The organism is Cytobacillus sp. GQ23 (assembly GCF_059758675.1).
Window position 1 is genome coordinate 74581 of record NZ_JCAXER010000016.1, and the last position, 23201, is coordinate 97781.

General features: G+C 40.2%; 25 protein-coding genes. 23 read left to right on the forward strand and 2 right to left on the reverse strand.

The annotated features are described in order from the left end of the window. Positions 1–442 precede the first annotated feature (442 nt). Positions 443–1717, forward strand: a complete 1275-nt coding sequence (locus tag AC6CHU_RS14725; RefSeq protein WP_159868643.1) for a Glu/Leu/Phe/Val family dehydrogenase — start codon at positions 443–445, stop codon at positions 1715–1717. 329 nt (positions 1718–2046) lie between these two features. Next, positions 2047–3027: a YpdA family putative bacillithiol disulfide reductase gene (locus tag AC6CHU_RS14730; protein ID WP_285870547.1), complete on the forward strand. Its 981-nt coding sequence runs from the start codon at positions 2047–2049 to the stop codon at positions 3025–3027. 23 nt (positions 3028–3050) lie between these two features. Here the strand turns inward: AC6CHU_RS14730 and AC6CHU_RS14735 are convergent, their stop codons facing one another. Continuing rightward, positions 3051–4019: an asparaginase gene (locus AC6CHU_RS14735; RefSeq protein ID WP_159864414.1), complete on the reverse strand. Its 969-nt coding sequence runs from the start codon at positions 4017–4019 to the stop codon at positions 3051–3053. A 132-nt stretch (positions 4020–4151) separates the two neighbouring features. Here AC6CHU_RS14735 and prsW point away from each other — a divergent pair, with 132 nt between their 5' ends. The 9 genes from prsW (at position 4152) to fni (ending at position 12168) form a co-directional block, all read left to right on the forward strand. After that, positions 4152–4841 carry a glutamic-type intramembrane protease PrsW gene (prsW, locus tag AC6CHU_RS14740; protein ID WP_159864411.1) on the forward strand — a complete coding sequence of 230 codons (690 nt, stop codon included), beginning with the start codon at positions 4152–4154 and terminating at the stop codon, positions 4839–4841. Positions 4842–4961: 120 nt separating this feature from the next. Next, the gene (gene sleB / locus AC6CHU_RS14745; protein ID WP_159864408.1) at positions 4962–5810 is read left to right on the forward strand and encodes a spore cortex-lytic enzyme; all 849 of its coding nucleotides are present in this window, start codon (positions 4962–4964) and stop codon (positions 5808–5810) included. A gap of 14 nt (positions 5811–5824) precedes the next feature. After that, on the forward strand, positions 5825–7174 hold the full coding sequence (gene ypeB, locus AC6CHU_RS14750) for a germination protein YpeB (protein WP_159864405.1): 1350 nt from the start codon (positions 5825–5827) through the stop codon (positions 7172–7174). A 176-nt stretch (positions 7175–7350) separates the two neighbouring features. Further along, the gene (locus AC6CHU_RS14755) at positions 7351–8010 is read left to right on the forward strand and encodes a flagellar brake domain-containing protein (RefSeq protein ID WP_159864402.1); all 660 of its coding nucleotides are present in this window, start codon (positions 7351–7353) and stop codon (positions 8008–8010) included. A gap of 84 nt (positions 8011–8094) precedes the next feature. Next, a complete protein-coding gene (locus AC6CHU_RS14760; protein WP_396398581.1) occupies positions 8095–8280 on the forward strand; it encodes a YpfB family protein in 186 nt (61 codons plus the stop codon). Between the two features lie 164 nt (positions 8281–8444). Beyond that, the gene (cmk, locus tag AC6CHU_RS14765) at positions 8445–9119 is read left to right on the forward strand and encodes a (d)CMP kinase (RefSeq protein ID WP_159864399.1); all 675 of its coding nucleotides are present in this window, start codon (positions 8445–8447) and stop codon (positions 9117–9119) included. 2 nt (positions 9120–9121) lie between these two features. Then, entirely contained in the window at positions 9122–9703 is a 582-nt protein-coding gene (locus AC6CHU_RS14770) for a lysophospholipid acyltransferase family protein (protein ID WP_159864396.1), read from the forward strand. Between the two features lie 251 nt (positions 9704–9954). Continuing rightward, entirely contained in the window at positions 9955–11094 is a 1140-nt protein-coding gene (gene rpsA, locus AC6CHU_RS14775; RefSeq protein ID WP_159864393.1) for a 30S ribosomal protein S1, read from the forward strand. A gap of 12 nt (positions 11095–11106) precedes the next feature. Beyond that, positions 11107–12168 carry a type 2 isopentenyl-diphosphate Delta-isomerase gene (fni, locus tag AC6CHU_RS14780; protein WP_159864390.1) on the forward strand — a complete coding sequence of 354 codons (1062 nt, stop codon included), beginning with the start codon at positions 11107–11109 and terminating at the stop codon, positions 12166–12168. Between the two features lie 73 nt (positions 12169–12241). Here the strand turns inward: fni and AC6CHU_RS14785 are convergent, their stop codons facing one another. Beyond that, positions 12242–12385: a YpzI family protein gene (locus AC6CHU_RS14785; RefSeq protein ID WP_113884518.1), complete on the reverse strand. Its 144-nt coding sequence runs from the start codon at positions 12383–12385 to the stop codon at positions 12242–12244. A gap of 147 nt (positions 12386–12532) precedes the next feature. Between AC6CHU_RS14785 and AC6CHU_RS14790 the strand changes: the two genes are divergently transcribed. The 12 genes from AC6CHU_RS14790 to AC6CHU_RS14845 all read left to right on the forward strand — a co-directional run bounded on the left by AC6CHU_RS14790 (position 12533) and on the right by AC6CHU_RS14845 (position 23197). Beyond that, a complete protein-coding gene (locus AC6CHU_RS14790) occupies positions 12533–13141 on the forward strand; it encodes a YphA family membrane protein (RefSeq protein ID WP_159864387.1) in 609 nt (202 codons plus the stop codon). Beyond that, positions 13138–14025, forward strand: a complete 888-nt coding sequence (locus tag AC6CHU_RS14795; RefSeq protein WP_159864384.1) for a YIEGIA family protein — start codon at positions 13138–13140, stop codon at positions 14023–14025. Before AC6CHU_RS14790 ends, AC6CHU_RS14795 begins: the two co-directional genes overlap by 4 nt. Positions 14026–14028: 3 nt before the next feature. Continuing rightward, positions 14029–14214 carry a capping complex subunit for YIEGIA gene (locus AC6CHU_RS14800; RefSeq protein WP_159864381.1) on the forward strand — a complete coding sequence of 62 codons (186 nt, stop codon included), beginning with the start codon at positions 14029–14031 and terminating at the stop codon, positions 14212–14214. 507 nt (positions 14215–14721) lie between these two features. After that, complete coding sequence (gene der, locus AC6CHU_RS14805; protein ID WP_159864378.1) at positions 14722–16032, forward strand: ribosome biogenesis GTPase Der; 1311 nt, start codon at positions 14722–14724, stop codon at positions 16030–16032. Between the two features lie 96 nt (positions 16033–16128). After that, complete coding sequence (locus tag AC6CHU_RS14810; protein ID WP_201306530.1) at positions 16129–17190, forward strand: NAD(P)H-dependent glycerol-3-phosphate dehydrogenase; 1062 nt, start codon at positions 16129–16131, stop codon at positions 17188–17190. Positions 17191–17431: 241 nt separating this feature from the next. Further along, complete coding sequence (locus tag AC6CHU_RS14815) at positions 17432–17635, forward strand: DUF2768 domain-containing protein (RefSeq protein WP_159864372.1); 204 nt, start codon at positions 17432–17434, stop codon at positions 17633–17635. A gap of 25 nt (positions 17636–17660) precedes the next feature. Then, positions 17661–18374 carry a YphF family lipoprotein gene (locus AC6CHU_RS14820; protein ID WP_498122148.1) on the forward strand — a complete coding sequence of 238 codons (714 nt, stop codon included), beginning with the start codon at positions 17661–17663 and terminating at the stop codon, positions 18372–18374. Between the two features lie 351 nt (positions 18375–18725). After that, the gene (spoIVA, locus tag AC6CHU_RS14825; RefSeq protein WP_159864366.1) at positions 18726–20204 is read left to right on the forward strand and encodes a stage IV sporulation protein A; all 1479 of its coding nucleotides are present in this window, start codon (positions 18726–18728) and stop codon (positions 20202–20204) included. A 497-nt stretch (positions 20205–20701) separates the two neighbouring features. Next, a complete protein-coding gene (hbs, locus tag AC6CHU_RS14830; RefSeq protein WP_009332755.1) occupies positions 20702–20974 on the forward strand; it encodes a non-specific DNA-binding protein Hbs in 273 nt (90 codons plus the stop codon). A gap of 208 nt (positions 20975–21182) precedes the next feature. Further along, positions 21183–21749: a GTP cyclohydrolase I FolE gene (folE, locus tag AC6CHU_RS14835; protein WP_159864363.1), complete on the forward strand. Its 567-nt coding sequence runs from the start codon at positions 21183–21185 to the stop codon at positions 21747–21749. A 122-nt stretch (positions 21750–21871) separates the two neighbouring features. Next, positions 21872–22108 (forward strand): trp RNA-binding attenuation protein MtrB, encoded by a 237-nt coding sequence (mtrB, locus tag AC6CHU_RS14840; RefSeq protein WP_159864360.1) that lies wholly within the window; start codon positions 21872–21874, stop codon positions 22106–22108. Between the two features lie 279 nt (positions 22109–22387). Beyond that, positions 22388–23197, forward strand: coding sequence for a heptaprenyl diphosphate synthase component 1 (locus tag AC6CHU_RS14845; protein ID WP_159864357.1), 810 nt, complete (start codon positions 22388–22390; stop codon positions 23195–23197). Positions 23198–23201: the final 4 nt, after the last annotated feature.

The following is a 23201-nucleotide window of genomic DNA, read 5'->3' on the forward strand; positions in this document are numbered from 1 at the left end:
CGCAGACGCGTAGCCTTAGAAGCAGAAATCAAAGGACAGCATTGATACCTGAAACAACAATTTATACAAAAAAAGCCTTTTTGTTAAGAAGGCCATTATTTTGTACGATATCATACCAAATCTGAATTAATAGCTCATGAATTATATAAAAATTGGGTAAACCAAATATAGGTAAACAGCTGCAATAATATCATATATAAAGCTGTTTCTTTAAACAGCAGTAAAAGGCATTATCAGGATGTTTCTTTTGTACTCAAGCGGGAAAAGAAGTACTGTGAGAATACAGAAAATTCCCTTTAATATCAACGCTGTTAGCGTTTTCATGAAAATATCAAAAAATGCGGAAAACTGCTTTATTCTTCTTGCATAAATTAGGCAAAGGTGTATACTATTCCATGGAAGCGGACAACTAATGAAAGTGATTTTTCTAGGAGGTTTACAAATGGTAGCCGAGAAAGGTACTGATTCAAATAAAGCTGAAAAATTGGACGTTTTAAAGTCGACTCAAACGGTCATACATAAGGCTTTAGGGAAGCTGGGTTATTCTGATGAGGTGTATGAGCTTCTTAAAGAGCCAATTCGTATGATGACAGTGAAAATTCCCGTACGGATGGATGACGGAACAGTAAAAGTCTTTACTGGCTACCGGGCCCAGCATAATGATGCTGTTGGTCCTACTAAAGGCGGTATTCGTTTTCACCCGAATGTAACTGAAAAGGAAGTAAAGGCACTGTCGATTTGGATGAGCTTAAAATGCGGAATTGTAGATCTTCCATATGGCGGAGGTAAAGGCGGAATCGTCTGTGACCCGCGTGATATGTCCTTCGGTGAGTTAGAGCGGCTAAGCCGCGGGTATGTTCGGGCAATCAGTCAAATTGTGGGACCTACTAAAGATATTCCTGCACCTGATGTATTTACTAATTCGCAGATAATGGCATGGATGATGGATGAATACAGCCGGATTGATGAATTTAATTCCCCAGGTTTTATTACCGGTAAACCACTAGTACTTGGGGGTTCACATGGACGGGAATCAGCAACAGCTAAAGGGGTTACAATTTGCATTCGGGAAGCGGCCAAGAAAAAAGGCATTAATCTTGAAGGAGCAAGAGTTGTAGTTCAGGGATTCGGAAACGCTGGAAGTTTCCTTTCAAAGTTTATGCATGATGCCGGTGCGAAAGTTGTTGGTATTTCAGATGCTTATGGCGGTTTATATGACCCTGAAGGTCTTGATATAGATTACCTCCTGGATCGCCGTGACAGCTTTGGCACAGTGACGAAATTGTTTAATGATACTATTTCAAATAAAGAGCTGCTTGAACTTGATTGCGATATTCTGGTCCCGGCAGCCATAGAAAACCAGATAACGGAAGAAAATGCACATAACATCAGAGCTGGCATTGTAGTAGAGGCGGCTAATGGCCCGACTACTTTGGAAGCAACAAGGATCCTGTCTGAGCGGGGAATCCTGCTTGTCCCTGATGTACTGGCTTCTGCCGGGGGTGTAACAGTTTCTTATTTTGAATGGGTACAAAATAACCAGGGATATTATTGGTCTGAAGAAGAAGTAGAGGAAAAGCTTGAGAAAGTCATGGTTAAATCATTTGAAAATATCTATCAGACATCCCAAACCCGCCGTGTCGATATGCGTCTGGCTGCATATATGGTAGGTGTAAGAAAAATGGCGGAAGCTTCAAGATTCCGCGGATGGATTTAACTCTAAAAAGTAGAACATTTGAATAATCATAAAAAATCTCCTATCATAAACTGATGGGAGATTTTGTTTTCAATAAAGTTTGCTGCTGTGGAACATCAAAAAAAAGTTTAATTTGTTGAGTTGTTTGAAGCAGGTGCTGTCTTATCCTCTAAAATGCATCCGCCGCAGTATCCAGCTGGAGGCGGGGGAGTGAGCGGCAATCATTACTCTCTGCGGAAAGCTAGGCTGCCGAAAAACCAACAGACATTATTATAGCTAAGCTAATTATTTAGTAAGAAAGCCAGCAACATAAAAATTTTTTCATTTGCATAGATTTAGGAGTGAGGATCTTGGATATAGACGCTATTATTGTTGGGGGAGGACCCTGCGGATTGGCAGCTGCTATAGCCCTTCAGGAAGCAGGGAAAAACCCCCTTGTCATCGAAAAAGGCAATATTGTAAACGCAATATACCACTACCCAACACACCAGACTTTCTTCAGCACGAGCGAAAAGCTCGAAATTGGCGGTGTTCCCTTCATCACGGAGAATTACAAGCCAAAGAGAAATCAGGCGCTAACGTATTACCGAGAAGTGGTTAAAAGAAAGGGAATTAAGATTAATGCTTACGAAAAAGTGCTTAATGTAACAAAAAATCAATCTGAAGAATTTGAAGTACAAACTGATAAGAGACATTATACGGTCAAAAACGTCATAATTGCTACAGGTTATTATGATCATCCAAATTACATGGGAGTTCCCGGCGAGGATCTTCCAAAGGTATTTCACTATTTTAAAGAAGCTCACCCATTCTTTGATAAAGACGTAGCGGTTATCGGCGGAAAAAACTCAAGTGTTGATGCTGCAATAGAACTGGTAAAAGCAGGAGCCAGAGTTACGGTGATTTATCGCGGAAAAGAGTATTCACCAAGCATAAAACCATGGATTCTGCCTGAATTTGAGTCTTTAGTGAGAAATGGCGTCATAAAAATGGAATTCAACGCACATGTGAAGGAAATCAGTGAAAATAAGCTACTATATACTTTGGATGGCGAAACTTATGACATTAAGAACGATTTTGTGTTTGCTATGACTGGCTACCATCCTGATCACGCATTTTTAAGAAGTATGGGTATTCAAATAAATGATGAAACAGGGCGTCCCCAATTTAACACTGAAACAATGGAAACCAATGTCCCTGGAATATTTATCGCAGGTGTGATTGCTGCCGGAAATAATGCCAATGAAATTTTTATTGAAAATGGGAGGTTTCATGGCGGACAAATTGCTAAAGCAATTATTGAAAAAGAAAGCGGAAGCAAAAAAGGCTGATCATTTAAGATCAGCCTTTTCTATTATATCTGAAAAATCTCTTCGATATTTTGCTGTGTTTCCAATCCAATTAACAGTTTAATTCTTGCTTTTTGCCCATTAAGCCCATTTGAGAAAATCACACCCAAGTCCTTGAGGTGTTTCCCGCCTCCGTCATAACCATATACATCTTGTGCAATTCCATTAAAGCACCTGGAAACCAATACAATTGGTATGTTTTTTTCTGTAAGGGCTTTAATGCCCTCAATTGTAGCAGGAGGCAGATTTCCTTGTCCAAGTGCTTCAATTACTACTCCATCAAAATTCAAATAACCAATCGCGTGAAGCAATGAAGAATCCATACCGGCAAAGGCTTTAATAAGTGTGACATTTTTTACAATCTTATCCAAAGGATAGTATTCTCTATTTGTCGGCGCGTTATGAAATAAAACACCTCTCTTTGTGACTATGCCGATTGGCCCGTACTGAGGGCTCTGGAAAGTAGACACATTACTGGTATGTGTTTTTGTAACATTTTCTGCTGTGTGAATTTCATCATTTAAAACAACGAGGACCCCTTTATCCTTTGCTTCTTCACATGCAGCCACACGAATAGAAGAAATCAGGTTGTAAAGCCCGTCTGAGCCAATTTCATTACTGGATCTCATTGCACCTGTAACAACGATGGGAAATGATGTTTTCACACTCAAGTCCAAAAAGTAGGCTGTCTCCTCCAATGTATCTGTCCCATGGGTGATCACTACACCGCTAATCTCTTCCTTTGCAAGGCTATTTTCAATGATTTCCTTTAATTTAAGCATTTCCTTCGGAGTAATATGCGGTGAAGGAAGGTGGAAAGGCTCTTCAACAATTAATTCTGCAAGCGATAGCAGTTCCTTTGTTTTTTCAGTTAATGGATTATTATCAGTAGGCTTTACGGCACCTGTTACTGCATCCTCGCTCATTGAAATGGTGCCTCCAGTGTGTATAACAAGTATCTTTTTTTTCTCCATGTTAATCCCCCAATTTTTGCTTAGAAATTAAAATATAAATCGAGATATTTCATTTCCAATATTTGAATAATCATTTTAATTCTATCTATATCATGATACGATTAAGAAAACAGATTGAAAAGAGGATAGTTCATGCTGGGAATATTATCCGCTGGCATTGCGCCGGGACTGGCATTATTAAGTTATTTTTATTTAAAAGATCAATACGAGTCAGAACCTATATCAATGGTATTTAAAACTTTTTTATTTGGTGCTTTGCTTGTGTTCCCCATCATGTTCATTCAATATGTTTTAGAAGCTGAAGGGGTCCTGAAATACAGTTTAGCGGATGCCTTTCTGTCATCAAGCTTGCTGGAAGAATTTTTTAAATGGTTTATATTATTCTATACTATTTATCAGCATATAACTTTTGATGAGCCATATGATGGAATTGTTTATGGTGCCTCGGTATCACTTGGGTTTGCTACTGCAGAAAATATCTTCTATCTCATCGCGCTTGGTGTGGAACACGCACTTGGGAGGGCCTTGCTCCCGGTTTCCAGTCATGCTCTCTTCGGTGTTATCATGGGTTATTATATAGGAAAAGGGAAATTCTCGGCAACATCGACAAAAAAATGGATCGCCTTTTCACTTCTTGTACCATTTCTCCTTCACGGCATATACGACTATATTCTAATCTCCCTTAAACATTGGATTTATATCATGCTTCCGTTTATGATTTTCCTTTGGTGGCTGGGCTTAAGAAAAGTAAAAAAAGCTAGGGCACATAGCGAAAGCCATATGAATAATCAGATTGATGTACAGAAAACTCTCCATTCCTGATGGAGAGTTTTTTATTTTGACTTGTAACCTTTATAAATGACTCAAGTTTTTGAATAAAAAGCCAGTGACTACAAAAAATAGGGTCAATGAAAAAAGATTGACTTTTGGAGGTTATAATCCATGAAAAAGAAATTTATGGCAGGAAAGGTTTTACTCATAATCTCCCTTTGTGTTCTGGGGATTCCATTGAGCGGGAATATGGAAAAAGCCAGTGCCTTTTCAAATCAGGTGATTCAGCACGGGGCTGTAGGTGATGATGTTATAGAACTTCAATCCCGTCTGCAGTATTTAGGCTTTTACAATGGTAAGATCGATGGTGTGTTTGGATGGGGAACCTATTGGGCGCTAAGGAACTTCCAATATGAATTTGGACTTCCTATTGACGGGCTGGCAGGCCAGGAAACAAAAAATAAGCTGGTGAAGGCCTCAAAATACAATGAACAGTTTGTGAAAGAACAAATTAATAAGGGGAATAAATTTACCCATTATGGAGGGGTAGATACTGACAAGCAGACCAAGCCCCAGCAAGGAGCAACAGGGGGAACGTCACAGCAGCAAGCTCCCAAGGAGCCCGCTCCTAAGCAGCCCACTGCTTCAAATGTGCCAAATGGATTCTCGGAAAATGATATCCAGCTAATGGCCAATGCGGTCTATGGAGAATCAAGAGGAGAACCGTACACAGGCCAGGTGGCAGTCGCTGCAGTCATTTTAAACCGTGTAAACAGTGCTTCATTCCCTAACACTGTTTCTGGTGTCATTTTTGAACCCCGCGCTTTTACCGCCGTTGCAGATGGTCAAATATGGTTAACACCGAATGAAACGGCCAAAAAGGCAGTCCTTGATGCGATTAATGGATGGGACCCGACAGGTGAGGCGCTGTATTACTTTAATCCGGATACCGCTACTAGCGGATGGATATGGTCACGGCCGCAAATCAAGCGGATTGGGAAACATATATTCTGTAAATAGAGGGGTGAATAATCATGCTTAGAGGTATTCTTATAGCAGTACTTGCGCTGGGTGTTGCCGGTACAGCATTTTGGGGTTATCAGGAACATCGCGAGAAAAATGCAATACTTATTAATGCTGAAAATAATTATCAAAGAGCATTTCATGATTTAACTTACCAGGTCGACCTATTGCATGACAAAATCGGAACAACTTTAGCGATGAATTCGAGGGCTTCACTTTCTCCTGAATTGGCAGAAGTATGGAGATTGACTTCAGAAGCACACTCGGATGTGGGGCAGCTGCCTTTAACACTTCTTCCTTTCAATAAAACTGAAGAGTTTTTATCAAATATCGGTGATTTCAGTTATCGGACAGCAGTAAGAGATTTAGAGAAGGAGCCATTAACGGATAAGGAATACCAGACGCTCAAACAGCTTTATAAGCAATCTGCTGATGTTCAAAAAGATTTGCGTAAAGTACAGCATATGGTGCTTGAAAAGAATTTAAGATGGATGGATGTGGAAATGGCTCTCGCTTCTAATAAAGAACCTGCAGATAATACAATCATAGATGGATTTAAGACTGTGGAAAAGACAGTGGAAGGCTATGGAGAAACAGACTTTGGACCCGCATTTGTTAATATGCAGAAAAAGGATGAAAACTTTAAATATCTTAAGGGCAAAGAAATAACAGAAGAAGAAGCTGCCCGTATTGGTAAGCACTATGCAGGATTTGGCAAGAATGCGGATATCAGAGTGACGGAAAACGGCAAAGGATCAGATTACGGATTTTTTAGTGTCAGTATCCAAGACAAAAAAACAAAAAAAGAAGCAAATATGGATATTACCAAGAAAGGCGGCTATCCAATCTGGTTTATTCTGGATCGAAAAGTGGCAAAACAGAAAGTAAGCCTTAATGAGGCAAGCAATAATGCTGTTAAATTTCTGAAAGACAATGGCTTTAAAGACCTCGATTTATTTGAAAGTGCTCAATACGATAATTTAGGTGTATTTACATTTGTTTCCAATCAGGATGGAGTAAGAATTTATCCCGACTCGATTCGTGTGAAGGTTGCGCTCGACAATGGAAGGATGACGGCTTTTGCAGCTGAGGATTATTTGAAATCACATCACCAAAGAGAAATTCCTGATGCTGGGATTACTAAAGAAGAGGCAAGATCCAAGGTGAACCCGCAGCTGAAGGTTATGGAAGACAGGCAGGCAATAATCATTAACGATTTGAATCAGGAAGTTTTATGCTATGAATTGTTGGGTACAATGGGTGAAGATACCTACAGAATATATATAAATGCAGAAACAGGACAGGAAGAAAAAGTAGAGAAGCTAAAGAATGCAGAACCAATATATGAAGATGTCGTGTAAGAAAGCCGGATAGGCTTTCTTTTTGTTTACTGTAATTCAGAGCTAATTCTGCAGCAGATGAAAGTGTATTTTAGGTCTTTTTACCTAATAAAATTAAAAATTTTATTGCAGGATTCATATATAGCATTCATAATTAAATGGCAGGATTATCCTTTTGTTAAAGGAAGTGTGGAAGTGTGATAAATATTGGAGAAACATTGATGCTGGAATTGACGTACTCTGAAAAACCTGAGAAGTATAAATGCAAGCTTGCCGAAAGAGAAGGAAATAATTTATATATCGATTATCCTATAAATCAGGAATCAAATAAAACGGCATTTCTGGTCGATGGTACACAATTGAAGGCTACCTTTCTGGCTGAGGATGGAACAGTGTACCTCTTCGAAAGCGAGGTTCTGGGAAGGGTTAAGCAAAAGATCCCGATGATGATTTTATCGTATCCCGGGGATGAACATTTAGTCAAAATTCAAAGGCGGCAGTTTGTGCGGGTTGAAACACCTGTTGACGTTGCAATCCATCCCGTAAATAATGAGTTTGCTCCTTTTGTATCTGTTACGGATGATATAAGTGCAGGCGGGGCTGCAATCATCGCTAAAAGGGGCTATTCCTTAGAAGCCAATATGAAAATAATTACTTTTTTTGTATTAGCCATGCAGAACGGTGTGAATTATTATTTGAAGCTTAAAAGTAATATAATAAGAGTCTCTGAACCCAGAAATGGCAAATCGCTTATTTCAGTACAATTCATGGAAGTAAGCCCGCAGGACAGGCAATTGCTTCTCCGATTCTGTTTTGAAAGGCAATTGGCCATGAAGAAAAAAGGCCTGGAAATCTGAAGAAAGGAATATTTTTTATATACATCTCTCATAATAGATGATGAAGTCCAGTGACTAAATTTTTTTCCAGTTGGAGAGATGGCAATGATGAAAGTGGTAGAGAGGATTATTCTTAAGTTAATAATTGTGCAATTTGTGTTCCTGCTGATTACTCAGTTTTTCTTTCATCATATGGAGGCTTTCCCGGAATTAAAGCAGTTGACACAGTATGAAGGTGTGACAGATCAGAATTTTTCTGAGCTGCTTGAAACTTTCAGTAAAAATAATTAGCAGGCTGGTGCCTGCTTATTTTTTGTGGTGAAATATTTCAGGACTATTTGATAAAATTTGCAAGACTTAAAAAACAGCTTATTTATGCACTGATCCAGACTTAATATGGTAAAATAAAGCGGAATCAACCTGGTGAAAAAACAGCCAGGGTTACAGGAGGAACTATGAGTAAACGTATATCAATTGCAATTGACGGTCCAGCTGCTGCAGGGAAAAGTACAGTAGCTAAGATCGTAGCAGAAAAATTATCTTACATATATATTGATACTGGTGCCATGTATCGCGCCTTGACTTATAAAGCGATTCAGAAAAATGCAAGCCTTGAAGATGAAGGTTCTCTTATGGAGATATTAAACAATACCGTTATTGAACTGCATCCAGGTGAAAAAGGGCAATCAATTTATCTGGACGGACAGGATGTGACAGCCGAAATCAGAACTTCCGAGGTGACGAATTCTGTTTCCGTTGTTTCCATGCACAAGCTGGTTAGGGAAGAAATGGTATCACGCCAGCAAAGCTTTGCGTTAAATGGAGGAGTGGTAATGGATGGCCGGGATATCGGAACCCATGTCCTGCCCCATGCAGAAGTGAAAGTCTTCCTTCTTGCCTCTGTAGATGAAAGAGCTTTAAGACGGCATAACGAAAATATCCAAAAGGGATACCCATCTGACCTGGACAAGCTGAAGGAGGAAATCTCACACAGAGATAAGCTGGACTCTGAACGTGAAATAGCCCCTTTGAAAAAAGCAGATGATGCAATAGAAATTGATACAACTGCTTTATCAATTGGACAGGTAGTTGATAAGATAATGGATCTGGCTATTGAAAGGATTGGTTAAGAGTGAATCTCTATACTTTTGCCAAGGCAGTGGTTTATGGAGTTCTTAAACCCATTTACAGATTTGAAGTAATTGGAAAAGAGAACTTTCCTGCTGAAGGGGGCGTCCTTTTATGCTCCAATCATATAAATAATCTCGATCCTCCGGTAGTGGGCATAAATGCTCCAAGACCAGTCTATTTTATGGCAAAGGAAGAGCTTTTTAGAGTGCCGGCGCTGGGGAAAATTCTTCCGGATCTAAATGCTTTTCCTGTCAAAAGAGGAATGAGTGACAGAGAAGCATTAAGAAAAGGGCTTGGAGTTCTAAAGGAAGGAAATGTTTTAGGGCTGTTTCCTGAGGGTACTAGAAGTAAAACGGGACAGCTGGGAAAAGGGCTGGCCGGAGCAGGTTTTTTTGCTCTAAGGTCGGAAGCGCATGTCGTTCCCTGCGCCATTATTGGTCCTTATAAAGCTTTTTCAAGATTAAAAGTTGTTTACGGGAAACCAATTGATATGAAAGAACTAAGAGAAAGAAAGGCTTCGGCGGAGGAAACCACCGAAGTAATTATGTCTGAAATCCGTAAGTTAATTGAAGATTACTCATAGACCTTCTTGCTTGACAAAAAACTTCTTTTGTAAGAAGTTAGTAAAAAGGCATTTTTTTAAAAGGCGAAAATATTCGAACAATAAGGCTGTCCTTTACTGAACAATTTTATACTCCAAAACAGTTGAAAAAAGCCTGCAATTAATTAGCCATTCGAGTATTTCTGCTGCTGACACAGGGTTCTTGCCTGGATGGCAGGCAGATGAATACAGAAAAAATTTGAAAGCAGCCATTGGATTAAGGAGGAATACATATGTCAGAGGAAATGAATCAAGTAGAAGTTAAAAATTTTGAGGTGGGTGACAAGGTAAAAGGCCAAGTTACCAAGGTTGAAGAAAAGCAAGTCATTGTTGACCTTGCTGATAGCAAACTGGATGGGATTATCCCAATCAGCGAGCTTTCAAGCCTTCATATTGAAAAAGCTGGCGATGCGGTTTCAGAAGGAGACGAACTCGAGCTTGAGGTTTTAAAAGTCGAGGAAGATGCTCTTATTCTTTCAAAACGTAAAGTTGATGCTGGTAAATCATGGGAAACTCTCGAAAAGAAATTCAATGAAGGCGAAGTTTTTGAAGCAGAAATAAAAGATGTAGTAAAAGGCGGATTAGTAGTAGACCTGGGTGTACGCGGATTTGTTCCTGCATCCCTGGTTGAAGCTCATTTTGTTGAAGACTTTACTGATTATAAAGGCAAAACGATGACGTTTAAAATTGTTGAGCTTGATAAAGATAAAAATCGCCTGATTCTTTCTCATCGTGCTGTAATAGAGGAAGAAAAAGGCAGACAGAAACATCAAGTGCTGGAATCCCTTCAGGCAGGCCAGGTTTTGGATGGAACAGTGCAAAGAATTACTGACTTTGGAGCCTTTGTTGATATTGGCGGAATCGATGGACTTGTCCATATCTCCCAGCTATCCTATGAGCATGTAGAAAAGCCTTCGGATGTTGTTGTGGAAGGCCAAAAAGTTAAAGTGAAAGTATTAAGCGTAGACCGCGACAATGAGCGCATTTCTCTATCCATTAAGGAAACTCTTCCGGGACCATGGGATAATATCAGCGAGAAGGCTCCTAAGGGCAGCACTCTTGATGGAACAGTAAGAAGACTTGTTTCATACGGAGCATTTGTTGAAGTTTTCCCAGGTGTTGAAGGCCTGGTTCATATTTCTCAAATCGCACATAAACATATCGGAACTCCTCATGAAGTTCTAAGCGAAGGACAGGAAGTGAAAGTGAAGGTTCTTGATGTTAACGAACAGGATCAGCGCCTGTCATTGAGCATAAAAGACCTTCTTGAAAAAGAGCAGGAAGAAGTGACAGATTATGAGCTTCCTGAAGAAACAAAGGGCTTCTCGCTTGGTGATATGATTGGCGATCAGCTTAAGAATTTAAAAAAGTAATGGTGATAAATAGTGTCCAGATCAAAACGTAAATGGGATCATATCCAGCATGCTTTGGCTACTGGCCAAAGCAGCAATACCGGTTTAGCGGATATTGTTTTTATTCATCAAAGCCTTCCTGATGCGTTTCTTGATCAGGCAGATTTAGGCACATCAATTGGCGAACTTTCATTAAGTTCGCCAATTTTTATAAATGCCATGACAGGAGGCGGAGGAGAAAGAACGGTTCAAATTAACCGCGATCTTGCCTTTGCTGCCAAATCAACAGGCCTTGCTATGGCAGTAGGGTCTCAAATGTCTGCACTTAAGGACCCAAGTGAAGCAGAATCCTACCGAGTTGTCAGAAGAGAAAACCCCCGGGGAATTATTTTTGGCAACTTAGGAAGCGAAGCTACAATCGATCAGGCTAAAGCTGCTGTGGATATGATTGAAGCGGATGCACTGCAAATTCATTTAAATGCTGTACAGGAATTGACCATGCCGGAAGGGGACAGGGATTTTCGAGGTGCATTAAAAAGAATTGAAAAGATCGTCTCTCATTCTGAAGTTCCGATAGTAGTAAAAGAAGTCGGGTTCGGCATAAATAAAGAAACAGCTTCCATGCTTGCATCGGCCGGCGTTGCAGCAATTGATATCGGCGGATATGGCGGAACAAATTTCTCCCGTATTGAAAATGCAAGAAGAGATAGACTGTTATCGTTTTTCGATGAGTGGGGAATCCCGACAGCTGTCTCCATTGCAGAAGCTGCATCTTTGGAAGCTGGCATCGATGTCATTGCTTCCGGGGGCATCCGGACAAGCCATGAAATAGCAAAGGCAATTGCTCTTGGTGCAGGAGCTGCAGGGATGGCTGGATTCTTTTTAAAGGTTCTAATAAAAGAAGGACTTGAGGCCCTTATTGAAGAGATTAACAATATTCATTCCGAATTGAAGATGATTATGACCGCTTTGGGGGCAGAAAGCATCGCCGGGCTCCAGCAGTCACCGATTATCATAGCTGGAAAAACTCATCATTGGCTGAACGAACGCGGCATTGATACTAAAGCATATTCCTTGCGGACCACACGAAAATAGCTCCCGTCATACGACGAGAGCTATTTTTTCTTTCTGGCTTCATCGCATCACAAAGCGATGAAGCTTTTGTTTATTAACTGTATTTTGAATCATTCAACGATCTGGCTTCTTCGGGGCTCTGCATTTTGGCAGCTCCGGGATAATGAAGTGCCTGGTCACGGTCGGATTCCACTTTTCCGCTGTTCTTCAGCTTTTTTTCCTGTCTGTCTTTGCCCATATTAAACACCTCCATGTTATTAAGATGAAGTGAGGGCAAGAGAATTATTCAAAAAGACATCTGGGATTCCAAAGATATAATGCTTTTAAACTTGCAGGGTTAATTTACATATGAAGGAGCCATAATGGAAATGATAGGAGGGAGAGTATGGAAGGTATAATTTTCTATTGGATTTCCTGGATGGTTTGGATTATAGCGACTTTTTTTATGGATCGAACTAATAAATACAGGTTTTTATTGTCTGCCTGGATCTTACTCTTTATTATGCTATCACCCTGGACAATTAATATCTTCAATTTTAAAACTGGTATGGCTGGCCTTTTTCTGCTTGTATCGCTTTATGTTTATGCAGGGAGACTAAAAGGACGGAGCAAGCTTTATTTTCTGTTTTGCACATTCATCCTGATGATGGCCTATGTCACATTTCACCTTTTTGAACTGTTTGATCCTGTTTGGGTGATGTTCTCCCGGAAATGGATGCTTTCAGTCCTTCTGGTTTATATGGCTGTACTCCTGCAAAAAAACAGAATGCTCAGGCTGCCTTTAATATTGCTCGGGGGCATCCAGGGGGAAGTGCTATATGCAATTATCATAAAATCATTTTCCTTTCCATATACGATTGGATCTTTGGCTTTTTTGGATATTATGGCCATTTCAATTTCCATATCGGCTTTATGGATTGCCGTGCACTGGGCGGTGAAATATATTGAAGCCAACTTTAAACATCTTGAAAGGGAGAAACAAAAATTATCATGAGTGAATATACATACCCGATTCTTTTTGGTCTGGCGGCTGGAACCCTGACCCGAATTTATATGCTTCGGACCGATTACCGGCAGTACCCTACATACCTGCATGGGAAAATAATACATGTAGCACTGGGGTTTATTGCTGCGGGCCTTGGAACAGTGGCTATTCCTTCAATAATGGAGGAAGACTTTACAGCCATCACCTTTCTGACTCTTGCTGCATCCCAGTTTAGAGAAGTCAGAAATATGGAGCGAAACACACTGACTGAACTGGATAGCTATGAAATGGTTCCGAGAGGCAAAACATATATAGAAGGCGTAGCAATAGCCTTTGAAAGCAGGAATTATCTTGTAATATTCACATCCCTGCTTAGTACACTGGGATTTCTCCTGTTTAATTTATGGGGAGGTCTTGCGGCTGCAGGTCTTGCCATTATGATTTCCATGAAATTAATGTCGGGAGGAAAGCTGAAGGATATTGTTGATATTGAGTTCGTAGAGCCGCGTTTTGATGGAGCGGGCTTGTATGTGGACAATATTTACATTATGAATATAGGCTTGCCTGAAAGACAAGAGGAGGTGCTCCGGTATGGGATGGGTTTCATTTTAAATCCAAAAAACTTCAATGCCCGATCCACTATAGCCAATCTCGGACAAAGGCAGGCAATATTGCACGATGTATCTACGGCTTTGGGTGTTTACCGGGATTCCGGAACTCCTGCGCTTGTTCCGCTGGCAAAAAGGGATCTGGATGACGGGCGTGTAGGGGTATTTGTATTGCCTCAGGAAAAGGATATAAATAAAGCCCTAAAAATCATCGAAGCAGTCCCAACACTTGAAAATGCAATTAGGATGCCTACTGAACGGCAAACGAATGGGAAAGGAAGTTAGCGTATGGTACTAGAAAAATACATATTGGCTGCTATTACAACAAATCCATCGAAGGTACCTTCAGGAACTGCCGTTTTCCATTGTGAAGATAAAAAAGAAATGCAAATCATCGCAGCCAATCTTGAAGCAATTCTTGACGGAATTGCCCATGCTTTAACAGAAGAACTTTATGTAATTGTTAAGCATTAATAGGGCTTCCAAGTTTTTATTAAACAGGAATTATATCTTTGAACTTCGATAATTGTCTAGCTCCAGGCGCCATCGGCTCGAGGTCATTAGCCAATCCGGATAAAAGGTAAAGATCAACCTTTCATCCGGATCGTCTTATGCTTGAGGCCCAGGACATGTAAGAATTCGGCAGCATAAACACCGCACGACCGAAAGCGACAGCTTTTGGGAGGATGTGGATCATGCAGACGTTGCCACAGGACGTGGCGGTTTTAGTCTGAGTTCCTGCGGGCGCCTTCCGCTTTTCCTATTGCTAGGAAGGTTTCTCTTTGTTAAAATATCTAAGTTAGACCCTTCCATCTTTGAGAAGGGTTTATTTTATAAATGTACAGCGATTTGGATGGTTTTAACATCAATGTAGTGTTATTGTGGACAGCCATCTGTATGCTTACTTTAGGTAAAAGCATTTCTGGAACATAGACGCAAAGTTAAAACAAATTAAGAATAAAGATTGAAAGGGTGATGTTCATGGCAAAACCAGTATTGGCTATTGTCGGGCGTCCTAACGTTGGGAAATCAACGATATTTAACAGAATTGTAGGAGAACGGATATCGATTGTCGAAGATATTCCGGGAGTGACCAGGGACCGAATTTATAGTTCTGCAGAATGGCTGACTCATGATTTTAATATTATTGATACTGGCGGAATTGATATTGGTGACGAGCCATTTTTAGAGCAAATTCGCCTCCAGGCAGAAATAGCTATAGATGAAGCAGATGTTATTATTTTTCTTGTAAACGGAAGAGAGGGTGTCACCTCTGCAGATGAGGAAGTTGCAAAAATATTATATAAAGCCAAAAAGCCTGTAGTTCTGGGTGTGAATAAAATCGATAACCCAGAGATGCGGGATTTAATTTATGACTTTTATGCACTTGGTTTTGGTGAGCCATTTCCGATTTCAGGCTCCCATGGTCTAGGCCTTGGAGACTTGCTTGATGAAGCTGCCAAGCATTTTCCAAAGCATGGCCAAAGTGAATATGGCGAAGATGTCATTAAATTTTCATTAATCGGCCGCCCGAATGTCGGGAAATCCTCCCTTGTAAACGCAATGCTTGGGGAAGAGCGGGTCATTGTCAGCAATATCGCAGGCACCACAAGGGATGCAATCGACTCGAAGGTTAAAGTGGATGGTCAGGAATATGTCATCATCGATACCGCGGGTATGCGAAAAAAAGGGAAAGTTTATGAAACAACAGAAAAATATAGTGTATTAAGAGCTTTGAGGGCAATTGAACGTTCTGATGTTGTCTTAGTGGTCATTGACGGCGAAGAAGGCATCATTGAACAGGACAAGCGTATTGCAGGCTATGCTCATGAAGCAGGCAGAGCTGTGGTTATCGTTGTCAATAAATGGGATGCTGTTGAAAAAGATGAGAAAACAATGAAGGCATTTGAACAAAATATCCGTGAGCATTTTCAATTCCTGGATTATGCACCTGTTGTTTTCCTTTCTGCCAAAACAAAAAAGCGTATTCATACATTAATCCCAATGATTAACAAGGCCAGTGAAAATCATTCTTTGCGTGTTGAAACAAGCGTTCTGAATGATGTCGTAATGGATGCTGTTGCGATGAATCCAACGCCGACTGATAAAGGAAGACGCCTCAGAATTTATTACACCACACAGGTTGCTGTGAAGCCGCCGACATTTGTTGTGTTTGTCAATGATCCTGAACTTCTTCATTTTTCGTATGAACGATTCCTGGAAAACAGAATTAGGGACGCATTTGGCTTTGAAGGAACACCTATTAAGATATTTGCAAGGGAAAGAAAATAATGCAGGTGACTCCGGCCAGAAAGCTTTATAATGCGTCTGGCAGGCAGAATCGGATGATTTTTGATGCATCAAAATACATTAAAAGGCAGTGATCAAATGGAGCAGATAAAAGAAAGCGTTGCTGTAGCTGGTGCCGGCAGCTGGGGAACTGCCCTGGCGATGGTGCTTGCTGATAATGGACATGATGTCAGACTGTGGGGCCATAACCCTGATCAGATTGAGGAAATTAATAAGCATCATACTAATCAAAAATATTTATCAGGAGTACAGCTGCCTGCAGAAATAAAAGGTTACTTATCGCTTGAAGAGGCTTTGACGGGGACAGATACTTTGATATTGGCGGTGCCGACAAAGGCCATTCGTGAAGTAATCGGGAAGATCAATGGAATTAGAAAAGAGCCCCTAACCATTGTGCACGTAAGTAAAGGAATCGAGCCTGATTCACTACTCAGGATTTCTGAAATGATTGAAGAGGAAATGCCAGATGAACTTCTGGACAGTGTAGTTGTGCTATCTGGTCCAAGCCATGCAGAAGAAGTTAGTTTAAGACATCCGACAACTGTTACGGTATCATCAAAAAATATGGCCGCTGCGGAAAAAATTCAGGATTTGTTTATAAATAACAATTTTAGAGTATATACCAACCCTGATATCATTGGAGTGGAAATTGGCGGTGCTCTAAAAAATATCATAGCCCTTGCTGCCGGAATTACAGATGGCTTAGGCTATGGCGACAATGCAAAGGCAGCCCTGATTACGAGAGGTCTTGCTGAAATTGCACGTCTCGGGATGAAGATGGGGGCGAGCCCGCTTACTTTTTCAGGATTAGCAGGAATTGGGGATTTGATCGTTACATGTACTTCCGTCCATTCACGCAATTGGAGAGCAGGCAACCTTCTTGGAAAGGGACATAATCTGCAGGAAGTCCTGGATAATATGGGGATGGTCGTAGAGGGAGTCAGAACCACCAAAGCAGCCCATCAGCTGGCTCGAAAATACGACGTAAAAATGCCAATTACCAATGTTCTATATGATGTCCTTTTTAATAATGTTAATGCGAAAGATGCAGTTGATCTTCTGATGGCAAGAGGAAAAACACATGAGATGGAGGACCTTGCAAACGTTTTGGAAGATCAAAGCGGTAATAAAAAGAGCTGATATCTATATTAATTGAAAAATATAGGCATTAGATGATGCGAGACACCAGGTTCCTGCATACAATGCAACGAAGCAAACTAGTGTAATGAACAGGGTGCTGGGTTATTTAGTCAAATGGCTGAGGTAAAGAATTGCCCCTTCTTTGCCTCGGTTTTTTTTGTCTTCAATTTTCGTGATAAAAAGCTTTTAGATTTATCTATTTAATATGGTATAATACATTTCGGAAAAGGGAGTTGATTATATGTCACCGTCTTTAATGAAAATGTGGATTTCCCTAGCTTCAATGGGGTTTATGTTTTTATCTATAATATTAATATACTTTAGCCGCTACAAGCTGAAAGCTGGCATATTTAAGATAATTACAGCCATTGTTGCCTATTTTTTAATGATCATAAGCGGGATCATTATTGTGCTTGTCGTGTTTAGCGGTCCGACAAGCAGCTAGCACTTTTACATAAAGGGTTGATTAAATGATAAAAGCTTTTAACATGTTTTTGCTTATCCTAAGCGGAGCTTTAATTCTGACAGGCTGTATGTATCCTGAAGAAAAATTATCTCAAAACCAGACAGCCTATAAAGATCAGCTTCAGTCTGTCCAATCTGCAGTGGACCAATATAGGGAAGCAAAAGGAGGTCTCCTGCCGATTAAAACAAAGGGGCAGACAACCCCAATCTATCAAAAGTATCCAATTGACTTTAAGAAAATTGCTCCGGAATACATGGCGGAACCTCCTGGAAACGCTTTTGAATCAGGCGGAGTTTTTCAATATGTGATTGTTGATGCAGAAACAGATCCGAAAGTGAAAATTTTTGATTTGAGAATTGCTGAAACAATCAGGGATATTAACCTGAGGGTTAAGGCTCATGGATTCCCGCCATACAAAGAGCAAATTGCTGAAAATGTTTTTACAATGGATTTTAAAAAGTTAGGGTATAAAGAAGAGCCCAAAGCCCTCAGTCCTTATAGCGGTCAAAGCCTGCCATATGTTGTTACTGGCGATGCTGAGGTATATGTAGACTATCGGGTTGATTTGTATCAGGCATTGGAGAAAAAAGAAAACAAACCTGAACCTGGAAAAGATATTAGAAATCTTCTCGTGGAGGATTCTGATTTTGTTCCCGCCTATTCACTTCCTTATACACTTGATCCCGGCACAAATGATCCAATCTTTTTGGTGAAATAGTCATAACCCTTCTCCTGCAAAATATATTGTAGGAGAAGGGTTATTTTTTTATATACTTTTATAACCACTCTTCAACTAATGACTAAAAGCATAAAGGCAAAGAAATAAAGGAGCAGGGGAGTTTAAAAATAAAAAAGGAAATTTGAAATGGCCTGCTGTCCATTTCAGACTGTCATATGATTGGAGAATTTTTCAGCTGGACTGACAGGTGCGGTGCACTTTCCTGTTAGGGGGGTAAAAAGAAAAAAAACTGTCATAACAATGTAGGACAACATCATACACATATAATGTCCAAACATAATAGATAGGATAATATTATCCCATTAACTCAAGATTTCAGGAGGGGATCACTTGGAAAAGGTTGATATTTTTAAAGATATTGCCGAAAGAACTGGCGGCGATATATATTTCGGAGTAGTTGGCGCAGTTCGCACCGGCAAATCTACATTTATAAAAAAGTTTATGGAATTGGTTGTACTTCCAAATATGGAGAACGAAGCAGAACGTGCACGCACACAGGATGAGCTTCCGCAAAGTGCTGCCGGCAAGACCATTATGACAACAGAACCGAAATTTGTCCCTAACCAGGCTGCTACCGTTCATGTAGCAGAAGGGCTGGATGTAAATATCAGGCTTGTGGACTGTGTGGGATATACAGTGCCGGGGGCGAAGGGGTACGAAGACGAAAACGGCCCGAGAATGATCAATACCCCTTGGTATGAAGAGCCGATTCCTTTTCACGAAGCTGCTGAGATAGGAACAAGAAAGGTGATCCAGGAGCATTCCACAATCGGAGTGGTAATAACAACTGACGGAACAATCGGGGAAATACCGCGTGCGAATTACCTGGAAGCCGAAGAAAGGGTTATTGAAGAATTAAAGGAAGTTGGCAAACCATTTATCATGATCATTAACAGTGTGCAGCCTCACCACCCTAATACGGATGCCCTGAGAAATGATCTTGCTGAAAAATATGACATCCCAGTCCTTGCCATGAGTGTAGAAGGCATGAGGGAATCGGATGTATTAAATGTTATGCGTGAAGCACTCTACGAGTTCCCGGTACTGGAAGTCAATGTGAATCTTCCAAGCTGGGTGATGGTGCTGCATGAAGATCACTGGCTTCGTGAGAGCTATCAGGAAGCAGTTAAAGAAACGGTTAAGGATATTAAGAGACTGAGAGATGTAGACCGTGTGGTCCATCAATTCAGCGACTTTGAATTCATTGACCGGGCAGGCCTTGCAGGAATTGAAATGGGGCAGGGTGTAGCCGAAATTGACTTATATGCGCCGGACGATCTTTATGATGAGGTATTGAAAGAGATAGTTGGTGTTGAAATCCGCGGAAAAGACCACTTGCTCGAGCTGATGCAGGAATTTGCCCATGCAAAAGCAGAGTATGATCAAATTTCCGATGCATTGAGAATGGTAAAGCAAACAGGCTATGGCATTGCTGCTCCTTCACTGGCTGATATGAGCCTCGATGAACCGGAGATCACACGCCATGGATCACGCTTTGGTGTAAGGCTTAAAGCAGTTGCTCCATCTATTCATATGATAAAAGTAGATGTGGAATCTGAATTCTCTCCAATTATCGGAACAGAAAAGCAAAGCGAAGAACTCGTCCGCTACCTGATGCAGGACTTTGAAGATGATCCGCTTTCAATCTGGAACTCCGACATCTTTGGACGGAGCCTCAGCTCCATTGTCAGAGAGGGAATTCAGGCAAAACTGTCCCTGATGCCTGAAAATGCAAGATATAAACTAAAAGAGACTTTAGAAAGAATTATCAACGAAGGCTCAGGAGGGTTAATTGCGATAATCCTGTAATGAAGGCTCCTTTTGGAGTCTTTTTTTTATTGCAGGAGAAGTGAGTTTCAGTTTCTGAACCTGAGCCAGTTTAGGACCTAAAAGAAGCCAAATCCAAAACTTTGAGTCCGAACCCAGCTGTTCTTATGTATGTGCCAACCCTGCAATCTAGAAAAATTATGTTTCAGCCAGCGCGTTAAGGGTATAAAAATCAGGTCAGCGTGTTACAAATATGTTGCAAAGAAGAAAAGATTCCCATTAAATCATGAAATATTCTTGATAACAGCATTTGATTGTGATAATCTTTTAACAGAATTACCGTTATGGCGGCTAAAACCCTTATTTTTAAAGGGTTTATAATGAGTTTTTGATTGAAAAATCTCAATTAATCATTTAATATAAGGCTTGTTAAACAAAAACACGCCATAACGTATAGAATTCAGTAATTTTGTTTACAAATGTATGTAAGGAATCTTATTTTACTGGGTTTTATCCATATTTGGGAGGAGGTGAAAGGCATGAACAAAACAGAACTAATTAACGCAGTTGCTGAAGCTGGCGAACTTTCTAAAAAAGACGCGACTAAAGCAGTTGATGCTGTTTTCGATACAATCTTAGATGCTTTGAAAAATGGTGATAAGGTACAACTAATCGGTTTCGGAAACTTTGAAGTTCGCGAACGTGCTGCCCGCAAAGGACGCAACCCGCAAACTGGTGAAGAAATCGAAATCGCTGCAAGCAAAGTTCCTGCTTTCAAACCAGGCAAAGCGCTTAAAGATGCAGTTAAATAATCTACATACAAGTGCTTAAAGCTTATGCTTGAGCAAAAAACCGCGAATTATTCGCGGTTTTTTCTTTTGGCATTTTAAGCAGAAGATTGACCCTATTTCAGGTATTTTATTTTGCTCCCGGGAAGAGGTTTCAGTTTTGCCTGAATGAGGGCGTTATGCTAATATGAAAATATTATTACCACAGTGTTATTACTTAGGAGGCATAATTATGGCAGAGGTAAATCGTGCCCAGATAGAAGATGCGGTGCGTTTAATATTGGAAGCAATCGGTGAAGACCCGAATCGTGAAGGACTTCTTGATACACCAAAGCGAGTCGCGAAAATGTATGAAGAGGTTTTTATGGGGCTTAACCAGGATCCTAAAGAATACTTTGAAACAGTATTTGGCGAAGACCATGAAGAACTTGTATTAGTTAAAGATATTCCATTCTACTCTATGTGTGAACATCATCTCGTCCCATTCTTTGGTGTTGCCCATGTGGCGTACATTCCGAAAGGCGGCAGAGTAACAGGTTTAAGCAAACTCGCCAGAGCAGTAGAAGCTGTTGCAAAACGCCCTCAGCTTCAGGAACGCATTACATCTACTGTCGCAAACGCCATCCTGGAAAAGCTTGAACCGCATGGTGTGATGGTTGTTGTGGAAGCTGAACATATGTGCATGACAATGCGCGGAGTTAAAAAGCCGGGTTCTAAAACGGTAACATCAGCAGTAAGAGGTGTATTAGCAGAGGATGCAAGAGCTCGTGCTGAAGTCCTTTCGCTGATAAAACAATAAATATGAACTCTGTTCATCAATTAAGTTCAGGGAATAAACAAGTCAAAGGCTGAAAGATAAAACTTTTAGCCTTTTTTTGTAAAAAATTATCAACCACCAACATTTAGCAAAGGATGGTATGAATGGAAAAGAAAAATCCGTCAGCAAATGATTATATTGTGATAAAGGCCAAAGAAGACGGTGTTAATGTTATTGGGTTAACAAGAGGATCTGATACAAGATTTCACCATTCCGAAAAACTTGATCAGGGAGAAGTAATGATTGCGCAATTTACAGAGCATACTTCTGCGATTAAGATCAGGGGAAATGCAAGGATTATGACAAGCTATGGAGAGCTTGAAAGTGAGTCTAAGAAATAGATTTCCGCTGGAATTAAAGGGCTGAATATTTTCATAAGATAATGTCCTGACATGTTCCTGTCATTTATGATATAATTGTCTCTGCTTGATTAATTATCTTTAATACAAGATACCGGGTAAAAGGCTTTTTTTGCCCGTTTTATATTTAATAGGAACCAATCAATTGGCTAAAAATAGATAAGAATGTGTTAAATGTTTTGTATCCGTTCTCTTTGTGCAGTAATCACGAGAGAAATAGCGGCTGGAAAAAGAAAATTAAGGGGAAACAAGGGTGATGGCATGCATGATGTGAAGATTAAATTAGCAGATGTGAAAGAACAGATTGAAAAAAAAGTAAACCACCCTTATCTGCTCAGGTACATTGACTCACCTGTAATTGATGAAGACAAGCTTCTGCTTTTTATCTCTTTACTCGATGATGTGGAGATACCTGACTCAAAAGCAGAAAAATATGCGGTAACTGCAATGCTTATCCAAATCGCCCTTGATACCCATGAACTTGTTAAAAATGATGAATCTGAAGACAAAGGTCTTAAACATAGACAGCTTACTGTCCTTGCAGGTGTTTATTACAGCGGATTATATTACAAGATTCTGGCGGCTTTTGATGATATCCGAATGATCAGAGCCTTTGCAGATGGGATTAAAGATGTAAATGAGCATAAAATTTCGTTATATCAGAAAACCCCTGAAGCGGTAGACAGTCTGATGAATTCAGTCAGGAAAATAGAGGCTGCACTTTTTGAAAAACTGGCTGACGCATTCAGCAAAGCGGCATGGAAAGATGTAATTTCCAATCTTTTATTCATTAAGCGTCTAATTTTGGAGAAGCAGCAGTTCATGAAAGAAGGCACCTCAGTTGTTTTTGAAGCGCTTAAAAAGCTGACTTTCCCAAAAGTGAAGGAGATGTCTGCTGAGCAGCGGAATTATCTGATCCTCATTTGTGACAGGTATATCGATTTTTCAAGAAATATTGTCGATCAATCACTGCTGAAATTTCCTATAGCAAATGAATTATTAGAGAAGCGTATACACTGCATTTTCAATAATAATCAGTCTGTGGCTAAAACTTTTGTGGAAGAAGGATAAAAAT